This window comes from Hafnia alvei (assembly GCF_900095695.1).
Taxonomy (GTDB): domain Bacteria; phylum Pseudomonadota; class Gammaproteobacteria; order Enterobacterales; family Enterobacteriaceae; genus Hafnia; species Hafnia alvei_B.
In genome coordinates this window covers 102,103-121,570 of the sequence record NZ_FMIQ01000006.1, presented here as the reverse complement: position 1 = coordinate 121,570, position 19,468 = coordinate 102,103, and the positions used below count along the sequence as shown (strand labels likewise).

Below are 19,468 nucleotides of genomic sequence, written 5' to 3'. Positions count from 1 at the left end.
AGTATCAGCCACACAGCACGGCGGCTCTCACCGGATCGATGTTCACCAACCCGGCTAACAAGGTTTCCATACGCCGTGCCAGCGCCGCTTTATCGCTATCATTGCGCTGCGATTTCAACCGTAGCAGTTTCAGCAGACGGGCTTTCACCTCGAAACTCAGTGCCGGCTCCCATTCCGCTAGCGTCAGCTGGGACGGGTTAATATCCAGCTCGGTTAACAGATGCAGCGCCATCTCATTTTTACCGTACTGCTCAGCAATACGCGCCATCAACAGCCGCAACAGCCAGCGATTACGCGGGGTATGGATACCCGAGCGGGTGCTTAGCCACGTCAGCGCGGCTTCAACGCCATCGCTATCGGCCTGTGCCAACGCTTCACCTTCCAGCGCCAACACGTCGTCGTCGCCCTGAGGCTGAGTCGACGCCGGCGGCGCAGCCCACTGCTCTTGATTGCCGCTCACGTGCTGAGTGATCCAATCGCGGGTCACCTCATCGGCAAACGGTGTGCCGTCGTTGTAGGTCATCTCTTCCAAACCCGGCAACCGCTCTAAAAACATGCCCAAATCGCGTTTCACGATATCGCCCCACGCGTCATAAGGATGGCCTTGTTTGCTCAGGCTTTGGCAGGCATACCACTGCAAATCGAGCCAAAAATGATTCACGCCTTCGGCATACATACGCTCAACCTGTTCCAGCAACTCATTCCAACTTTGTTGCATATACAGGCGTTTAAGCTGGGCGCGGTTGTCGGCCCGCGGCGGCGTTAAGCGCGTATTCCCCGAGGCATCCTGCGGCGGCAACTGATGCACCGTATCCCAACGCAGGCTTTTCATCAGCCGACTGCTCGACAGCCAGCCCTGCGGCTGATCGCGCAGGTAACGCGCCAGTTCTCGCGCCTGATCGAGCAAATCACGTCCTGATTGGATCTGCTTGAGCGTGGGTAAGCCCAGCGTCGATCCCGCCTCTTCCTTTTGCCCCGCTGGCGCGCTGTTCTGCGGCACTACGGCGTCTAGACCGCCCGCCTGCGCTAAACGTGCATCCAGCGCCGAATAAAGTCCGCCGAGCGAAGGACGTTCTTCCTCTGGCCACACCTGCATTGCGCTGTCCAACAGCGCCAACGCGGCCACCGTGCGCTCCACGTCGGCTTTCACCACTTCCGGATAACGCGACAGGCTATCCAGCACTTTGCTGCTGGTCAGCCACTCCATCGCCACCTTGCGGCTATGCGCACGCAGCGGTAACACCGTATCGCTAAAGCGAGACACCACGCCCGCCAGCAGCGTTAAGCCATCGGCAAGCCCGGTTTCTCCATCGCGATGCAGCCGCGCCCAAAGGTAATAGGTCGCCACCCGCACGTCTTTGCACACGGCGGTCAACAGCTTTTCGGCTAACTGACAGATAAGATCGGTATCAGCGCCCGACAGGCGGTTAACCTCTTCACGCATGCGCTGAAAATCATCGTCGTAGCCCGGGTCTTCCCCCGCAGGCGCATCGGCGCTAATCGGTAACAGCCATTTGTCCCACAGCGCCACCTGCTCGCCCGCCAATGCCAAAGCATCGCGCCCGTTCATGCTGGCGGCGATTAATCCCTGTAGCATTATTCATTCTCCAGCATAGAGTTATAATTTTACTTCGGTAAGTTAACTTAATATTCGATAACGAAAGGTCGTGTATTTTTGATGGGGTTTAACATGCAACTGCAAAAGGGTCTAAATAAAAAATGTGCTATTTATAAAACTGGCGATTTACATACTTTAAATTTAATCTTTACGTTCAAGAGCTTTCATTTTCCTTGCCCGCATTTTATCAATACAACGATGCGATTTATCCATTCCCAACATCCAAAGGGCTATAGATTTTGGATTATCGGCCGCACTCATATCGAACGGATCGTTTGGGTCTATAACACAAGCAGCCTCAACTTCTGGTGTCCAAAAAGGACGTCTGCTGGTATACATAGCAAAAACTCGCCCAGGCCAAGCAATAAGAGCCAACACCATCATTATGGGCATAACGACAAGTGGCGCTCCGTAATACACCGTTAATGCATACCAATAGCCGAAAAAAATCCCCTCACGTTTCTTTTCCACCGGTGGACAAAGTTTAATAATGTCAGCAACAGCCTCGGGGCCTTCTTCCATATAACGACGTATAAATTCCCAATAACGATGCAGCGCAACATGATTTGAGGTCGAGGCTGCTAAACCAAACGTTTTTAGTACGGTCTTACCATCTTTATCAAGAACATGTCCGCGAATATCGTAATTTCTTCTTTTTGTGTGTTTATGCGCTAAAACATCCCCTGTTGTAAAAAATATATCATCCCATTTTACACTGTATATCTCACTCTCTAAACTAAAGACATGTACCAACTTATTTTTACGATCAAAACGAATTGGGTAATGAGTCCTAGCAAAGCTTTCTTTTTTTAACATAAAAAAGGAAACTAATAAAAATATTAAAAAACCGCCTCCAGCAATAAAACTAAAAACATAATAAACTGTTCCATTATTAAATCCATGCATGACAATATCTATTATTGCCTCCCCCCAAAAAGCAAAGATTGCCCATATCGATAATATAAACAGACTCAACATCACACTGGTCAATATTCCCTTGAATTGATAATATTTATCGACTAACTCCATATAGCCAGAAGTTAAGCGGATGACCGACAAATCATCCGCGATACGTTGGCTATTTAAATCAAGAACTACACCTTGCTTAAGTTGGTGATCTCGTTCATTTTGAGTGAGTGTCTGCTCTATGCGCCATTTATAATTAATAATTAAACCATCGTAATCCATCTCAGTGGACGCCCCTTACTAATAATAGTTAGGAAAAATAAAAAATGAAATTATGGTTAAATTTAAAGCACTTATATTAAATGGAGGAGTGCCTTACTTTAATCCAGTCTCAAACCATTACCACCCCTAATTAAAACAGACTACCAACGAACTATAAAAGCAGCTAACAGCCCAAGGTACACTTTATTAAATAATAGCCATTTCAACATATAGAATACATACACCCCTATTTAATCTTCTGTTTAAAAATAGGCTTTAGTCTATAAGTAATTAATAGTAATAGTAGTAATTAACCGTACATTCCCTATCCGGCCAATCCGGCTCATTTTGCTTCGAAGGCATCTCTTTAGACTTTAGTTTTTTCTTCGTTATTTTAATTAAGTCCACTTCTGTCGGCTCCTTGAAGCCTAAAGCCTCGAATATCAATCCAGCTAGGACATAATTCTGTTTCGGGTTTTTCCTTTCCAATCTATCGCTAATAAAATAAATTATTGGCTCAGCGACAATCCAAAATAACACCATATACATCAGTATTCTTAAGGTTAGGTCGCCATTCCAAGCTAGCGGAATGAAAAAGAGAAGGATAATAAATGAGATAACAAACCGGACATACAACCTACAACTTCTAATATAGCCATCTAGTCCCTGATCACAGTTGGGTGTGACACTGATAGTTCTTCTATCTGGATGAGTAACAGCATAAATTACGTACTCCCCATTTTTTTCCATTGCGGCCATTTCGACATAATCACCGACTTGAATATTGGTTTTCCCTAGCCAGCCATAAAAGGGATTACCATTTATCTTGCCGCGAACAAAGTCGCAATAATCTCCCATCCGTTCCGTGCTTTGCGACGTAACCGCAGAACCTGCAGTATTACCGATCATAGCTAAAATCAAGGCACCTACCTGTTCATTCTCTTCATGCTTAGCAAACGCTTCCGGATCATATTCTCGCTCTTGAAAATAACCAACGACTTTCATAACATCAATTTCCTCCACAATACCAACCACCTTCATCAATGGCTTTCGGGGAGGTAACTCTGGAGCAGGGGGTCTAGTGGCAATTAAAGCCTCAACCTCTGGAATGTCTTCTTTTAATATTTTTTCAATCTGTGCTTCAATTTCCTTGCGCTCTTCTGGTGCTCTTTTAATTCTTTTTTCTTTACACCAATATCAATATGCAGTCCACTAAGTTGTAATTCTAAATCTTCGAAGTTAATATAATTATCATTTTTTTTGCTAAGACTCATGCTACTGTTTATCCTACAAACACTTATATCAATAGTAATAATAATAATTCATAACACATTCTCTATCCGGCCAAGTGGGATCATTTTTTTTAACCGACATGTCCTTAGACTTCAATTTTTTCTTAGTAATTTTAATCAAGTCCACTTCTGTCGGGTTCTTGAAACCTAAAGCCTCAAATATCAACCCAGCTAGGACATAATTTTTCTTCGGTTTTTTCTTTCAAGCCTACTGCTAATTGCATATGCAACAGGATCTAATAAAGCATATAATAAAACTAGAAACAGGAGTATTTTTAAGCTTCCACCGTAAAACAAAGGACCGAGGCTCATAAATAAAAATGGGATGGCGTTGAAAATTCGTATATATCGCCTCGTGTTTTTTATGTAAGCATCGAGCCCTTGAGAACACCGAGGTATTATACTAATAGTTCTATTCTCAGGCTTCGCAATAGCATAAACAACAAACTCGTTATTTTCTTCAACAGCGGCCATCTCAACATAATCACCGACATGAAGATTTGTTTTTCCAAGCCAACCACGGAACTCTCTACCATTTATTTTTCCACTAATATAATCACAATAGTCTTTCATTCTGACTTTACTTTGTGAAGTCACTGCAGAGCCGGCTACATTTCCGATAATTGAAAGTAGCAATGCACCGACTTGTTCGTTCATTTCGTGATTTTTAAACGCTTCGGAGTTGTACTCTTGCTCTTGAAAATAACCGATACATTTAACAATATTAACATCATCTAAAATACCACTAATTTTTATTAATGATTTCTGTGGTGGCAACTCCGAAGGGATTGGCTCACGCAATATGATCTCATCTAGTCGTGAAATTTCCTTATGCGATTCTTCATTTTCCTTTAAGACATTAATGCACTCATCTCTATTATTCTCATTCTCAGAAACCCATTTTGAATTTACTTCAATGGATGTTTCCAAGTCATTTTTAATACTCTTTAAATATTCGAATGAAATATACTCATCTCTATTATTCATATAACACCTCATAATGCGCCCCCAAGAGAAACGGATTGTTCTTTATATTTTTCGTTTCTGTTACTCACTGGAAGTAAAAGCATTGTATTTTTTAGATTCTCATCAGGAAAATCCCCAAACACACTTGACTCACACTATTAGAGTTAGATAGATTATTTATAATAATATAAATAATCTACAAAATACCATGAGTCGGGCAGAATCCGATTTTTAATATGACCCATAGTATATTTACCACTTTTTATTTTTCTTAGCCTTTTTTTCGTGATATGTTTTAAATTAACATGTGTAACCATTGGCATGTCAAGAGTTTCAAAAATATCCTCAGCTAATAAAACTGTCGAATTAGGCGATCTAACCATTGATATTGAAACAGCAAGAAATATAGCGATAAATATAACAACCGGGATAAGGATTGATTTCAATACAAATAAAAAAGACACATCTGAAAAAATAAACATTGATGCAGAAACAATGAAAATAAAAATAGAAAAAAACCATATTGAGAAATTAAAGCCATCTTTTAATGCCCCCCATCTCCCCATATCACACCTTGGCGTTATACTGATCGTACATAAATCAGGAATAGCAATCGCATAAACAATAAAAGAGTTTCCTTTGTCTACCACAGCCATCTCTACATAATCACCAACACTAGCGTTCGTCTTACCTAACCATCCTTGAAAATTTTTCCCATTTATTTTTCCTTGAATAAAATCACAAGCGTCGTTTTTTCGAGTACTACTCATACTTGTAACTGCAGACCCTGCAACATTACCCGCAATTGCAAGTAGGAGTCCCCCGGCTAGATCTTTCTTCTCTTGTGTTCTGAACCGCTCCAAATCATACTCTGAATCAGAAAAATATCCGATAACTTTCAATACACTAAACTCCTCTAGCACTCCAGCCACTTTAATTAATGGCGCTCTAGGTGGTAGGTCTGGTGCAACTGGCTCAGTAGAAAGGATATTATCCATGGCTTTTATTTTTTCTTTTAGCTCTCCAATTTCTCTACTTATTATTTGTCTTTCTTCAGGATGAAGCAGCATGTTTTTTTCCTTTATGCCAACCTCAACGAGAGAAGATTCTTTTTCTTGTTTAGTTTTATCAAAATCAATGAATTCTTTCGAGGCTTTACGGTTTTTCACTTTAACATACCTCGTATAATATCTTTCGGTTCAATAATTACTTTATTTCCATCCAGCTTAAAAACTCTCGTTATTGTTTCTTCTGCATAATTGCTAAAAGGTACTTGTTCAACCGTAAAACCTTCATCATTCAACTTTATCGACGAGAAGTTATTTTCATCGTCTGCATTTTGATGACTTACCAAGATCAAACTGTGCAAACACCTGCTCAGCAAAAACTTATTTAACAGGCGACAGATTTCCCCATAAAAGTGAGACCTCTGGCACCGCTAAGAACAACGCCACCATGAGATATTTCATCTCCTACGCGAACGACGCTTTGCATCATTAATCTCTCTATATCTAAAAAAATTCCCCAACGCCCAAACCGCATGAAAACTAAAACGACCTGCTATAAAGAAAAAACGACGGGTGTGATTATATTAAATATATCAAATATGGTGTCATCGTCATCAGTATAAAGAACAGTAACCTTTCCTGAGTAGTTCATTTGAGTTTGCATACTTGAAAAGCCTGATGTGAACTCATGCCTTACGCCTTTATCGTCAACATACTCAACCACAGGCTTATATTGAGTACATCGTGATACCCCTGAATTAGTATGGTGATATATAGCCGGACAGATTCTTTTACTATCAACCACATAACCAGTCGTGCGTTTATATACAAATATATATTGATAATCACGATATATAAAGTACGGTAAAAAAACAGCAGATAGAGTCAGCACTATTACAAAAAAAGCCAGCATGCATTTCTCAGCAATAAGATTATCTGCTTCGATAACTCTGCGCCTTCTTCTTTTTTTATGTTTCATTTTTTAATTAAATTTATTTTACTGGCTCAGGACTATTCACCACGCAACGAACCGTTTTATCCAATGGGATATAATTTTTAGTATTTGGATCTGCATGATATCGAATAACCGTTAATCCACGCCCTGGACCAGAAAAATCCTGACCTCGCATGACTTTCTCATAATCACCACTGCTACCTTTAAATATCGGTTTATTAGGACCTTGAGGATTATTTATTGGAGAGTACGAATAATAATCAGGATCGTACCAGTCTTTTATCCACTCCCAGCCATTTCCTGCCATATCGTAAATACCCAATGGATTAGGCGGACGAAAATCACCGGGCATCGGCGATAATATTCCTAAACTTGAGCCTATTTTACGGGAGTAGTCTTCCCTATCAACTTCACTAGCAACATTAATTCCTTTTCTATTCTCAATCTGTATTGTTCCGTCATTTGTGGGCGCTATTACATACTGTCCGCGGTTACGCGCAGCATATTCCCACTGTGCTTCCGTGAGCAGTGAAAATGGTAGCTTTGTTACTTTGGCTAACCACTGACAGTATGCATCGGCCTCATGCCAATCAACGTGCGCAGGTGTATTATCCATACTACTATACTCTTCCCACATTTCTTTCAGACCTGAGGATTCTGGGATTTCCCTACCACCAGAGCCAATAAAGCTAAGGTAGATCTTATACTCACTATTATTCACTTTGAATTTGCTTATTGAATAACTGTTCAATTCAACCTTATGAAGTGGTTTGCTATCTGGTTTAGCATCATAGGGCAAATGCTCTTTGCCATATTGCTCACCAAAATCCCCCATATTAAACTCGCCACCTTTAACATAAACCAGTTCTGATTTTACTTTATTAATAATAGTATTCAGCTCTGCTTCACGGCTATTGTCCGCCTTCGTGTTGGCTGCTGTTTGATCGCAGCCACTGAGGATGACGATGGCAAAAGATAAGAAACCTGCTATCCTTATTTTTTTCATTTCACTAATCCTTACTCAGCCTTTATTTTATCGGCTCAGGGCTATTCACCACACAGCGGGCGGTTTTATCGCTAGGTAAATAATCTCTGCTTTTAGGATCTGCTTTATACCGAACAACGGTTAACCCGCGTCCAGGTCCTGAATAATCATAGCTACGCATTGACTTATAAAAATAGCCATCATCATCATCTTTATATACTGGCTTATCTGGACCTTGAGGATCTTTCACTGGCGATGATTTATAATAGTCAGGGTCGTACCAATCTTTTACCCACTCCCAACCATTTCCGGCCATATCGTAAATACCCAATGGATTAGGCGGACGAAAATCACCTGGCATCGGTGATAATATTCCTAAACTTGAGCCTATTTTACGGGAGTAGTCTTCCCGATCATCTTCACTAGCAACATTAATTCCTTTTCTATTCTCAATCTGTATTGTTCCGTCATTTGTAGGCGCTATTACATACTGTCCGCGGTTACGTGCGGCGTATTCCCACTGTGCTTCCGTTGGCAATGAAAATGGTAGCTTAGTTACCTTAGCTATCCATTGGCAATAAGATTCGGCCTCATACCAGTCAACGTGTGCAGGTCCGTTGGCTATACCGTTCTTCTCTTCCCAACGAGTCTTAGTTCTCACTCCACCATTAACCACTCTTCCCGGAAGATTATTGTAGTCCAAGTAAAACTTATATTCTGTATTATCCACTTTGAATTTGCTGATCGAGTAGCCCGTTAGCTCCACTTTATGCAGTGGTTTACTGTCTGGATTCGCGTCATAGGGCAAATGCTCTTTACCATATTGCTCACCAAAATCCCCCATCAAAAACTCACCGCCTTTAACGTAAACCAGCTCTGATTTTACTTTATTAATAATAGTATTCAGCTCTGCTTCACGGCTATTATCGGCCTCAGTATTGGCTGCTGTTTGATCGCAGCCACTGAGGATGACGACGGCAAAAGATAAGAAACCTGTTATCCCTATTTTTTTCATTACGCATATCCGTGTACGGCATAGATTTATAAAAATATCCATCATAGTCATGTTTATAAACGGGTTTGTATGGACCTTGCAGGCCCTTCACCAGAGATAGTTAACAATAGTCAGGGTCTTACCAATATTTCCCCAAAAACATATCGTAAAAATCCAGAAGACTAGATGGATGAAAATAATCTGACATCAGCAATAAAATTTCTAACCTTGTTCCTATTCGATTTTACGTGAGTAGTCTTCTCTATCATCTTCACGAGCTGTATTTATTCTTTTTCTATTCTCCACCTGACAAACACCATCCTAAATTACTCCTCCCCCAACACGCTGTTATTACTGACCATCGCATCTGACGCGCCCGCGTTCACCACAAAAATTTTGCTCGGCAAACTGAACCCACGCAGTTTAAGCAATGCCAGCGGGCCGCTGCCCAGTTGAGTGCGCAGGATCCACGACAGCGTGAGGCCGTCCGGCGTATCCAGCGCTAAGCGGTAGCTGCTTTCATCCAGCTTGGTGACTTTGGCTTTTTCTAGCCAATGGATTAGCCCCCAACTGCCCTGATAGTCGCCGAACAGGCGAGCGCCGCCGTTAACGCTGGTCCACGTCAGCATCACGCCCGGCTGGTAGGTGGCGCCCGGCCAATTGAAGCTCTGCCAGCTTTCCATTTGGTTGAAATAGCGCAGACGTTGGCCGTCAATAGCCAGATTGGTTTCCACCACGTTGCGGGCAGGCTGGGCGCGCAGCTCAAAGTGCACGCCTTGGCTGCCGTCGGTGAACAGCACGTCTGCCAGCTGGCTTAGCTGGTTGATGGCCTGTAAAAACTCAGGATTAAACTGAAGCCCCTGACTGTTGATTTGATCCGGCACCCACGTGTTGCCCTCTTTGTGCAGCACGCCCGCCAGCTGACGCGTGAGGAACTGTTCGATTCGCCCAGAGTTCGCGCGAATAAACTGGCCAAGCATCGGCAGAGAAGCGTCGTTACCGCTATTGGCAAACGGATAGCGTCCAGCAAAGGCGCTGTTCCAATTCGCCACAATCGAGGTTTGCCATTGGGTATTTAGGCTGGCGGCAGAAGGTTGCAGCACCGTTTGCCAAGCCTGAGTCAGCGGCTGCACAAACATTTCACGGCCAAAACCGCTCCATTCTTCGCCCAGACTGGCCGCCATCAGGCTGCCGTAATCCTGCGTTTCCGTCAGATCGACCGTTTTACCTTGAAACACCGTCTGCGCCATTTGCTGCGTCATCTGCTGCGGATCGGACGCGTTCGCCACCTGTTGCAGCTTCAGCCGCACCCGCGTAACGCGAGTTAAAAAGGTTTGTAGGCTCAGCGAACTATCAGCATTCATCACGCCGTTCGTGGTAGCGCCCTTGCCCATCAACGAAAGCAAAGGCCCGAAGGTGCTATCCAGCGGCCCCGTTGGCCCGCTGACGCGCTGATCGATCACCGGCGCTTTCTCTTTATGCAGCAGGTTTTGCGCCGATTTCATTAACGAATCCGATAGCGCTTCGCCGCGCTGTCCGGTTTGTCCCTGATAGGCCAACGTATTTAACAAAGCGATCAGCGGAGACTGGCGCACATCGCTCATCAGGGTAAGTTGGTCGGTCACATCAGATAAATTCTGCGCTTTCTTCCAGTGCAGGCTGTTTAAGAAATCCAGCCACGCGCCGCTGAAATCGGTGAAGTAACGCTCGGTGAGGCGCGCTTTGAGCGCGTCAGGAGAGACATCCGCCGAAGCGGGATGTTTGTTATCGCTCAGCACCCAGTCGATCTCTTCACGCCGCGACGACACCGCATCGTCGATGGCTTTCTGCACCTGACCGTCCCACGCCTGGCGCGTAAACATCCCCGGCACCACCTGATCGGTGGTAAACAGCGACTGCGCATCGGTATCACCCACCATCTGCGCCAGCCCCATATCCGCGTAGTTTTGCGCGACGGACTGCAACATGTTTTGATACAGCGTGGCTTCGGCGTTACGCTGCCCAATCTGATTGAGCAACACCTGCCGAACCTGCGCCACCAGCGCGGTATCAGGCTTAATCCGCCACTCAGGATGAGCGGGTAGATTTTCGGCATAAAACGTCCACAGGCTTGGCGCAATTCCCCGCCACAGGCCAGGGGCAACGCCGGTGCGCGTTGGCTCATTGGCGCTCAGCACGCGTGTAAGAAATTCGGCATCGGCTTTGTCTGGATTCGCCATCATCAAATAGGCTTTCAGGCTGTCGTATCCGGCGCGTGCCAGCTTGGCGCGCTTAGGGCTATCGGGCGGCAGCGCGGCCATTTCACTCAGGTTACGATGCAGCTCGGCGGCGGCCTGCTCGCGAATCAACCGCAGACTGGCCGCGTCGTAATGTGGCCACAGCGCGCCTTCTAGCGCGTCATTTTGGCTTAATCCAAACTGTTGATACCACGGCACCGTATGCGCGGCCCGATACTGCAGCTGACCGAGCGTATTGCCAAACAGCTGTAGCGCAACCAGCTGTTCCATCGGTTTAGCATTGGATTTATTCAACAAATCAACCTGATCGCGCACCGTGGCAATCTGTGAACGGTTGGTGAAAAACGACAGAATACTGCCCGCGAACCACAGCAGCGCCAGCGCCATCACGGCATAATAAGCGCTCTGCTCCCAAGAGACCCCCACCCGACGGCCACGCACTGCGCGATCGTTCAACACGCCCTGCCACGCCGCATCCGGCAGCCAGCCGTGCTGAGCAACGCCGGATTTGGCCGCCAGCGGCAAACTGAACATTAGCCCACGCAGCGACAGCGCCGACGCATATTCGCGCAGCATCGGCGTTAGCGCCTGCTGCCAATGAGCGATGCCCTTACGCTCTAAACGATTTGCCAAACGTAATAAAAAGTCATGGCTGTTTTTCAACAACACCTGCGTCATACCGCGCTGACGCAGCGGCGCGACCAGCTTCTGTAAACTGGCGGCCAGTTTCTCCGGCGAGTTTTTCTCGGGGAACAAACACCCCACCGGCTGGGTAATCCGGTCGTCCTGCTGCCACGCGCTGTCACACACCTGCCACAGATAAACCGGTGCCTGCTGCTTTAAAATCTGCCCACGTTTTTGCAGCTGACGGCAGCCCTGATCGATAACGCCAGCCTGCGCGCTCTGCTGCTCATTCATCACCCACACCACGCCATCCAACGGACGGCGACGGCGCAGCTTACGCAGCCCCAACAGCCACGCCTCATCCGGCTCCGCCTGCACACCACCGCCCCACAGCAATAATGTGCCCTGCCCCTCCAGCCATTGCTGGGTGGTTAACCCCGGCGCGATAGCTTCCGCCGCCGTGTTTTCGCCAACGACTAGCAGGATGCGAATTTTATTGCGCCATAGGAGGCCGTGGCGGGCGCGGAGGTGGGTGATGAGTTGCACCCAATCACCCTCTTTTTTTGTCTCTACACTTTTTTTCGTTTTTATATCTGACAAAACACGCGAACGGGCAAGCTTATCCCAAATAAAAATAAACAAGGGACAAAACCAACTCAGTATAAACCAGCACCCTACACCCCATAATAATAACGTTGGCAAAGATAATTCTGGAAATTTAAAATAGGGTCCAACAAATAAATATAGAAAGATGCCAATAACCACTAATAGGAAAATAACGATTAAATAACCTATAACTAAACGCACCAACGAGCTCGGATTATCTTTTTTATCGGTTGCCATAAGGAACGGTCACTCCAATAACCATTTTATTTTCTGTACACTGACTCATCCAGCCACAAGGCTGCTGTATATCTAGCGTGTGAAGAAGCGACATTGATATCGCTATATAAGGAGATATTTCACCTAGCGCCCCCCAATAAGGGGTAAGAATATGTTCAATGGCCGACCATCCTCCAGGCTGAAATTCAGCCATACTTTTCTGGTCCATAGCGAGGCAACATTCTGGCATATCATCCAAATGGGCATAGCGTTCTAGGTGACGAGCAGCTATACCAGCCTCTACATCCGATGCAACATCCATTTCCTCAGCACGATGTAATAGGGCTTTACCTGCTTGGCTCGCTATCCAAGCAAAACCAGCCTCTCCCGCAGGAATAGCGTCAGCAGATTGAGATAAACTATAAGTGCCTGCACAAAGCATCCATTTATTAGCATCGACACTCTGCTGGAAAACATCAATAACGTGGTCTATATCATCAATGCACTTTAAATCTAATCGTACAAATGAAATATTATTGACCGCAGACTTTATTGTCTCAATAAATACCTGAAAACTTGCCTCATCGCCGAACCAACTAACATAAGCAAGGCTTTGCCATCGTGATTTTATTTCTGGACTATTAATCAACTGCTGAGCCAAATGGCGTGCTAAACCCTGTTCTCGTACCATTGGCATATTTAATAACAGTGGATAACGTAGAGATAACAACGTTGGATTATTGGGAGGAGGTGTTCCCCCTGTCATTATTCCAGAATATAACGATTGCTCGTCACCTAATGGGCCTATTAAGTAAACCTTTTCAATGGCAATACCTAGAGAACGTTCTTGCCACCAATCATTTTGCTCTTGTTCAACAACCTGCTGATAGCTGCTGCGATTCTTCAATCCAATCTGTAGCAGTAGGTAGCGGATAGCAAGTGCAAGTGCCCAAAATAAAGTAGGAAAACCTATGATGAAGAACCAAAAGGCCAAACCGGAGGGAGCTTGCTCTGTTGAGCGTAGAAGTAGTGCCAGAAACGAACCGATTAACCAAATAGCAGCGAGCAATATGCCCCATCGTCGCCAACCAATAGGCCCAGGAGTGATATAATCGGGGTATTCTGGCGGGAATTTCATGGTGCAATATCCATCTGAGCCAACGAGCTAACCAGCGTACAACCACATTCGCAACGGTGGCCGTCCAACGCTACGGCCTTTCCATTAATCGTGCTGCCCGATGCGCCTTGAGCAATGCGGGTTGCGCCATGTTTATTACATACTGCGCTGTCACCCACGCAGGATATCGGCTTGCCAAAGGCGTTATAACTGCCGCCCGTCACTTTGCCACCATATTCTTTCAAGGTGTCACCCACACGAATCACCTTTTTCATTTCACCCCCCTATGCCACTTTAGTCACATCACTGGGTTCATCAATGCCGAGGTAGCTGCTCAGATAATCCATTCTCTGATTGTGCTGAGCGCCTATCGCCTGCTGTTTTTGGCTGCTGGCAAGTGCACCAATATCTTTGGTCGGCGCAAGCAGTTCCATCGCATTCGGGAGCAGTGGCACATCCAATCCGGTTGCTAAATCGACAATTTTATACTCTGCCGACATCACACCGATGGTTCCCGCCACGCCACCGAGCACGTTCTGTACGTTTTTCTGCTTCACCGTATAAATCACGCCACCGACCAACGTTGCCGTACCAACAACTTTGCCTGCAACGGCTATCAGCGACAGATCTTTATTACCTTCACTACCGCTGTAGATCATGCGATAGCGAAAATAGCCTGCCCACATTTCACGTGAATCTAATTCATAGTGCATAAACCACGCGCGTGAGTCGTGAATTTGCTCATCATATAGCGCACAAACCAAGGCCATTTGCGGATCTTTAGTCACGCTTCCCAGTCGATCGATAAACAGTTTGGAATACAGGCTGTTACCAGCCGCTTTCATCTCGTTGTATTCAACTTGCACATCATCGCTATTAATGAGGTATATGGCATATTTTGGGATCGTATCGAGGATCACCTGTGCCACGCTATTTTGCTCACGATTCCAATCGTAATAATCGTGTTCAAACTCACGGGCGGCTTCGCGTAGCTGCTGTTTATCCAGAGTGGGTTCAAAACTTGGAATACCTTGCTTATCTTTATCACCCTGAAACTCAGGGTTATCTGGATATTTTCTGGCCATTTCTCGGTCGTTTTTAATACCCTTGACATCAGCTATATACTTTTTCTTTGCGGCTTTCTGCTTCTCATCATCCCACTGCGTGGCATTTGTATAAAAGCCCTGCACCTGATAGCTACCGCGTGCATAACGCCCAATACGCCACGCGGTGATCCACCCCATCTGCTCCGCAATCTTGGTTTCAAGCGAATGGCTTAATAGATGAGGCTCATAGCCCAATACAGTTTTGGTTTCACCACTCTGCTGCGTTTCTTGTTCGGCAAGGATAGTTTCACGCCATGCGTTGAACCGCTTAATCGTTGTTTGGCTAAAATCGAATTCATTTTTAACTTCATTGGGGATATTTCTACTAGGCTGCATAGATTTAAGCGCATCGGGTACCACTTCCTCAGGGACTAATAAAGGTGCCCCTGCCTCAAAAGCGGCCGCATACATATCATGTAATATGATTTGCGATAGTAATTCACCATCTCCCCCCAGAGACTTACCCTGATCTCCCTTAGGATACCCACCGCCGATATCCGAGTGCATACCCGGGTATATAACCTCTTTTGCATAGCTCGGGTATGTGCCATTTGGCCTGCGAATAGTATCGAGGGGGAAGCTTAAGCGCTGCTCATGGGCGGCCACGAAGTGTTGGCAGCATTTCACATACCCAGGATATTTTTTTTCATCAGGCAGTTGCTGGGTACCATCCGCCCAGCCCATATGCCCTGCGGCAAAAGGCGCAACGTGTGCAATACCCACTGAGGGTACGGTATCCAAAATACCGAGAAACTCGATGCTAAGCGGCAATCCTAAAATAGTTTGCTCCGGCAGCTCAGCGCCCTTCGGAGTTGTAAATATTTCGCTTAGCCAATTTACAAATGTGCGTGCTTCCGCCGCCCCGCGAGAAAAGCCATAGACGAACAGTTTAACCTCCAATATTTTAGGGGTTGCTGTATTGATTTCACTTCGAAGTGACTCTAACAAATTATTAAGCACGTTGCGGCGATTCACCTCGCCGGTAAGCGGCCAATGTGCACGCATATCAGCAATTTTCTGCTTAGCAATGGAGTCATCGAATCTTTGCTTAGTAGCTGCAAATGTGAGGGCATCAACTAACATCATCAATGCCCAGTTAATTCTATCTTCTCCCCCGGATGCGAATGCCAATCCTGAACTTGAATAATCTAGTTCACCAATTTTGGGAAATGGCGTTCCAACTCCGGGCATATAATACGAGTGGTATCCTTCTGCCGCACCAGCTTGTATTGAGGCATGATACAACTTAGCAATATTAGTCGGGTGCACTGGATTAGCTTTTGAATCATTTTCGTCATTATTTCCTGTGCCATCAAAAAACAGACTGATATGCAAACTATGCTTACAGGAAAAGCCATTTTTTTTATCTGATGACTGATTGCACTCAAGCAAATATTTTTTCTCTTCTTTTTTTTGCTTAAGATAATTATCTTCAACCTGAAGTTTAGTTACAGGTAGTCGTCCTGTAACCGGAAATAATGGTGGAGCCCACGCTGCACTTTTATTTATCTCGGACATGTTTTCGGCTCCGGCATATTCAATGGTTCTTTTATTGGATACTCAGGACTACCATATCCCCAGCATGATGTTGTGACTTTAACGTTATTGCAGGGCAAAAAATGCACTGTTAGCCCACACCTTTTTTCGCCATATTTCGGTATCTGAACCATCGCACTATGACTTGTATAACGCGATGCATGCTCCGCATAAGCCTTCCTATACTCGTCCGTTCCTAAAGGCGGTAATCGTTCATATGGTTTTGGATCTACACTCCATTTAACCACCGCACTCATACCCGGATTCCATTTATTAGGTAACAAAACACAACATGTATTTCCTCCAACAAAACCGCCGTAACCATTTACTGAAAATCGAGTTATTCCCTGTTTTGTATGATTTACCCCCCTTAAATTTCCACCGGTCATATCATCGTCACTGGCGAATGAGCAGCCCGTTGTCAACAGCGCCAGAAGCACCAGTACACCACCGCAATTCCTTAATGTTTTATTCATTACCCTCTCCTGTTTGGATTAGCACCATTATGGTTATTTACTCCACATTTTAATAAATAGTCATAATGGTACGCATGATATTTATCTCGGACATGTTTTTGGCTCCGGCATATTCAGTGGTTCTTTTATTGGATATTCGGGGCTACCATATCCCCAGCATGACGTTGTGACTTTAACTGTGTCACAAGGTAAAAAATGGACTGTTAAACCGCATCGTTTAGCGCCATATTGAGGGACATCAACTACAGCTAATTTATTGACGGAGTGAGCAGAAATTTTCTGTTTCCATTCTTGAAACTTTTTCTCATCACCATAACCAGGGAAATCAATATTCTTAGTATCAACTGATTTCCATTTTACTTGAACCTTCATTCCAGGACGCCATTTATCTGGTAATAAAATACAGCAAGTATTTCCTCCCACTAAACCTCCATATCCATTTACTGAAAACCGAGAAACTTCCTGTCTAGTATGATTTACACCTCTTAAATTCCCACCGGTCACATCATCGTCACTGGCGAATGAGCAGCCCGTTGTCAACTGCGCCAGAAGCACCAGTACACCACCGCAATTCCTTAATGTTTTATTCATTACCCTCTCCTGTTTGGATTAGCACCATTATGGTTATTTACTCCACATTTTAATAAATAGTCATAATGGTACGCATGATATTTATCTCGGACATGTTTTCGGCTCCGGCATATTCAGTGGTTCTTTTATTGGATATTCGGGGCTACCATATCCCCAGCATGATGTTGTGACTTTAACTTTGTCACAAGGTAAAAAATGGACTGTTAAACCGCATCGTTTAGCGCCATATTGAGGGACATCAACTACAGCTAATTTATTGACGGAGTGAGCAGAAATTTTCTGTTTCCATTCTTGAAACTTTTTCTCATCGCCATAACCAGGGAAATCAATATTCTTAGTATCAACTGATTTCCATTTTACTTGAATCTTCATTCCAGGACGCCATTTATCTGGCAATAAGATACAACACGTGTTCCCTCCTACTAAGCCTCCATATCCATTTACTGAAAACCGAGAAACTTCTTGCCTAGTATGATTCATCCCTCTTAAGTCCCCACCGGTCATATCATCGTCACTGGCGAATGAGCAACCGGTCGTCAATAGCGTCAACAGCACCAGCATGCCACCGCAATTCCTTAATGTTTTATTCATCACCCTCTCCTATTTGGATTAGCACCATTATGGTTATTTACTCCACATTTTAATAAATAGTCATAATGGTACGCATGATATTTATCTCGGACATTTTTTCGGCTCCGGCATATTCAATGGTTCTTTTATTGGGTAGTCCTCTCTACCATATACGGAACATATCGCCGTTGCTTTAACTTGATCGCAAGGTAAAAAATGAATAACTAAATCACATGCTTGGTTATATTTAGGTATATCTATTACCTCACTATGATTTTTATAGTTAGCAGCATGTTTCGCGTAAGAGGTTCTGTATTCATCAGTACCCAGTGGTGGTAGTTTCTCGTTGGGATTGGGGTCTGACATCCATTTAACTTCTACTTTTAGACCCGGCCGCCATTGATCAGGAAGCATTACACAACAGCTATACCCGCCCATTTGCCCCCTATAATCATTGACCATAAAACTGCTAATTCCCTTTTGGGTATGGTTCACTCCGGTTAAATTTGCGCCACTGGAGCTTTCACCAGAAACCACCGTCCCTGAGGTTAATAATGTGGCAAGCATGACCATATTTCTTACCACTATCGTTTTTTTCATTTTATAACGTCCTTGTTGTAAAGATGAGTGAGTATTAGCACTCTAAATGGTGCTGCTCGATAAAATCAGCAATATCGCCAAGAAAACCTTGTTCGGTTATGCGCACTGCCACACGATAGTAATGGGAGAAATTATGTTCCTTGGAAAAGGCGTTATTGCGAAACCGTTCTGAGCTGGCAATATTTTCGGCATCACTCATACAGGCAATTCTCTCAAACTGATTATCATCCAGAGATATCTCAAAATCACTCATGACAAAATTCACTTCTGGATTAAAACTGCCAGCCAGCCAAACAGGTGATTTATCCCTATCCATCCAGCTCCAAAAAAGGGCAATATCCGTTAGCCGTTTCTTTTGTTCAAGATTAAAAACATCCGTTACTAAAAGAGGAAATACGCGGGTATCATAAAAACGCAACAGGCCAAATTGTTCCCCCCATTTAGCGACGGATATTTTTTTCAAATGCTCGCACAACAGATCAAAAGAGAGTGGTGAAACCAGCATTAACAGTCTTGGGGTTCCAGAGAAATGTTCCATTAGCTCAGACAGCCATGCTTTATGCTGCCATATATCCAGTTGAACGCGCATAAGCAAAGGGGCTTGTTCAAGCAGCCCCTCTTCGGGCGTATCATCGAATAACGAAAACCATTTTATTTCTGGTTGCATACGCTGCAAGGACGAGACTATGGGCTGCTGCCAAGCAGCCTGATCGACAAGAATATCGATATAGTTTAAATCCGTCGTCGTACACACTTTTTCGATTTGAGACAGCCAAAGCTGGCGTTTTTCACTCACGTTTTCGTT

The 19,468-nt window shown here is 44.7% G+C and carries 17 protein-coding genes; all 17 read right to left on the bottom strand.

Going from position 1 to position 19,468, the window contains the following annotated elements; translation table 11 throughout:
* Positions 1-4 precede the first annotated feature (4 nt).
* The 17 genes from tssA to BN1044_RS01915 all read right to left on the bottom strand — a co-directional run bounded on the left by tssA (position 5) and on the right by BN1044_RS01915 (position 19,459).
* Positions 5-1,597, bottom strand: a complete 1,593-nt coding sequence (tssA, locus tag BN1044_RS02000) for a type VI secretion system protein TssA (RefSeq protein ID WP_072307341.1) — start codon at positions 1,595-1,597, stop codon at positions 5-7.
* Positions 1,598-1,759: 162 nt separating this feature from the next.
* Positions 1,760-2,806: a DUF6708 domain-containing protein gene (locus BN1044_RS01995; protein WP_072307340.1), complete on the bottom strand. Its 1,047-nt coding sequence runs from the start codon at positions 2,804-2,806 to the stop codon at positions 1,760-1,762.
* A gap of 270 nt (positions 2,807-3,076) precedes the next feature.
* Complete coding sequence (locus tag BN1044_RS01990) at positions 3,077-3,808, bottom strand: putative type VI secretion system effector (RefSeq protein WP_139130872.1); 732 nt, start codon at positions 3,806-3,808, stop codon at positions 3,077-3,079.
* Between the two features lie 440 nt (positions 3,809-4,248).
* Complete coding sequence (locus tag BN1044_RS01985; RefSeq protein WP_254663910.1) at positions 4,249-5,064, bottom strand: putative type VI secretion system effector; 816 nt, start codon at positions 5,062-5,064, stop codon at positions 4,249-4,251.
* A gap of 152 nt (positions 5,065-5,216) precedes the next feature.
* Positions 5,217-6,212 carry a putative type VI secretion system effector gene (locus BN1044_RS01980; RefSeq protein WP_072307339.1) on the bottom strand — a complete coding sequence of 332 codons (996 nt, stop codon included), beginning with the start codon at positions 6,210-6,212 and terminating at the stop codon, positions 5,217-5,219.
* A gap of 391 nt (positions 6,213-6,603) precedes the next feature.
* Complete coding sequence (locus BN1044_RS01970; RefSeq protein ID WP_139130871.1) at positions 6,604-7,029, bottom strand: DUF3592 domain-containing protein; 426 nt, start codon at positions 7,027-7,029, stop codon at positions 6,604-6,606.
* A gap of 13 nt (positions 7,030-7,042) precedes the next feature.
* On the bottom strand, positions 7,043-8,011 hold the full coding sequence (locus tag BN1044_RS01965) for a formylglycine-generating enzyme family protein (RefSeq protein ID WP_072307336.1): 969 nt from the start codon (positions 8,009-8,011) through the stop codon (positions 7,043-7,045).
* Between the two features lie 22 nt (positions 8,012-8,033).
* The gene (locus tag BN1044_RS01960) at positions 8,034-9,005 is read right to left on the bottom strand and encodes a formylglycine-generating enzyme family protein (RefSeq protein WP_072307335.1); all 972 of its coding nucleotides are present in this window, start codon (positions 9,003-9,005) and stop codon (positions 8,034-8,036) included.
* Between the two features lie 305 nt (positions 9,006-9,310).
* On the bottom strand, positions 9,311-12,688 hold the full coding sequence (locus BN1044_RS01955; RefSeq protein ID WP_072307334.1) for an ImcF-related family protein: 3,378 nt from the start codon (positions 12,686-12,688) through the stop codon (positions 9,311-9,313).
* Positions 12,675-13,805 (bottom strand): eS19 family ribosomal protein, encoded by a 1,131-nt coding sequence (locus BN1044_RS01950; RefSeq protein ID WP_072307333.1) that lies wholly within the window; start codon positions 13,803-13,805, stop codon positions 12,675-12,677. The genes BN1044_RS01955 and BN1044_RS01950 overlap by 14 nt, the downstream gene beginning before the upstream one ends.
* On the bottom strand, positions 13,802-14,059 hold the full coding sequence (locus BN1044_RS01945) for a PAAR domain-containing protein (protein WP_046457902.1): 258 nt from the start codon (positions 14,057-14,059) through the stop codon (positions 13,802-13,804). The genes BN1044_RS01950 and BN1044_RS01945 overlap by 4 nt, the downstream gene beginning before the upstream one ends.
* A 9-nt stretch (positions 14,060-14,068) precedes the next feature.
* On the bottom strand, positions 14,069-16,408 hold the full coding sequence (locus tag BN1044_RS01940; RefSeq protein ID WP_072307332.1) for a T6SS phospholipase effector Tle1-like catalytic domain-containing protein: 2,340 nt from the start codon (positions 16,406-16,408) through the stop codon (positions 14,069-14,071).
* On the bottom strand, positions 16,396-16,902 hold the full coding sequence (locus BN1044_RS01935; RefSeq protein ID WP_072307331.1) for a Tli1a family immunity protein: 507 nt from the start codon (positions 16,900-16,902) through the stop codon (positions 16,396-16,398). The genes BN1044_RS01940 and BN1044_RS01935 overlap by 13 nt, the downstream gene beginning before the upstream one ends.
* Positions 16,903-16,983: 81 nt before the next feature.
* Positions 16,984-17,493 carry a Tli1a family immunity protein gene (locus BN1044_RS01930; protein ID WP_072307330.1) on the bottom strand — a complete coding sequence of 170 codons (510 nt, stop codon included), beginning with the start codon at positions 17,491-17,493 and terminating at the stop codon, positions 16,984-16,986.
* A gap of 81 nt (positions 17,494-17,574) precedes the next feature.
* A complete protein-coding gene (locus BN1044_RS01925; RefSeq protein ID WP_072307329.1) occupies positions 17,575-18,084 on the bottom strand; it encodes a Tli1a family immunity protein in 510 nt (169 codons plus the stop codon).
* Positions 18,085-18,165: 81 nt separating this feature from the next.
* A complete protein-coding gene (locus BN1044_RS01920; protein ID WP_072307328.1) occupies positions 18,166-18,663 on the bottom strand; it encodes a Tli1a family immunity protein in 498 nt (165 codons plus the stop codon).
* A gap of 34 nt (positions 18,664-18,697) precedes the next feature.
* Positions 18,698-19,459 (bottom strand): toxin Tle1 chaperone Tla1, encoded by a 762-nt coding sequence (locus tag BN1044_RS01915; protein WP_046450039.1) that lies wholly within the window; start codon positions 19,457-19,459, stop codon positions 18,698-18,700.
* Between the last annotated feature and the right edge of the window lie 9 nt (positions 19,460-19,468).

Coding starts and splice junctions, on each gene's coding strand:
- BN1044_RS01920 (WP_072307328.1), bottom strand. CDS start 18,663: ATGAAAAAAACGATAGTGGTAAGAAATATGGTCATGCTTGCCACATTA.
- BN1044_RS01985 (WP_254663910.1), bottom strand. CDS start 5,064: ATGAATAATAGAGATGAGTATATTTCATTCGAATATTTAAAGAGTATT.
- tssA (WP_072307341.1), bottom strand. CDS start 1,597: ATGCTACAGGGATTAATCGCCGCCAGCATGAACGGGCGCGATGCTTTG.
- BN1044_RS01940 (WP_072307332.1), bottom strand. CDS start 16,408: ATGTCCGAGATAAATAAAAGTGCAGCGTGGGCTCCACCATTATTTCCG.
- BN1044_RS01960 (WP_072307335.1), bottom strand. CDS start 9,005: ATGAAAAAAATAGGGATAACAGGTTTCTTATCTTTTGCCGTCGTCATC.
- BN1044_RS01925 (WP_072307329.1), bottom strand. CDS start 18,084: ATGAATAAAACATTAAGGAATTGCGGTGGCATGCTGGTGCTGTTGACG.
- BN1044_RS01970 (WP_139130871.1), bottom strand. CDS start 7,029: ATGAAACATAAAAAAAGAAGAAGGCGCAGAGTTATCGAAGCAGATAAT.
- BN1044_RS01950 (WP_072307333.1), bottom strand. CDS start 13,805: ATGAAATTCCCGCCAGAATACCCCGATTATATCACTCCTGGGCCTATT.
- BN1044_RS01955 (WP_072307334.1), bottom strand. CDS start 12,688: ATGGCAACCGATAAAAAAGATAATCCGAGCTCGTTGGTGCGTTTAGTT.
- BN1044_RS01945 (WP_046457902.1), bottom strand. CDS start 14,059: ATGAAAAAGGTGATTCGTGTGGGTGACACCTTGAAAGAATATGGTGGC.
- BN1044_RS01930 (WP_072307330.1), bottom strand. CDS start 17,493: ATGAATAAAACATTAAGGAATTGCGGTGGTGTACTGGTGCTTCTGGCG.
- BN1044_RS01965 (WP_072307336.1), bottom strand. CDS start 8,011: ATGAAAAAAATAAGGATAGCAGGTTTCTTATCTTTTGCCATCGTCATC.
- BN1044_RS01995 (WP_072307340.1), bottom strand. CDS start 2,806: ATGGATTACGATGGTTTAATTATTAATTATAAATGGCGCATAGAGCAG.
- BN1044_RS01935 (WP_072307331.1), bottom strand. CDS start 16,902: ATGAATAAAACATTAAGGAATTGCGGTGGTGTACTGGTGCTTCTGGCG.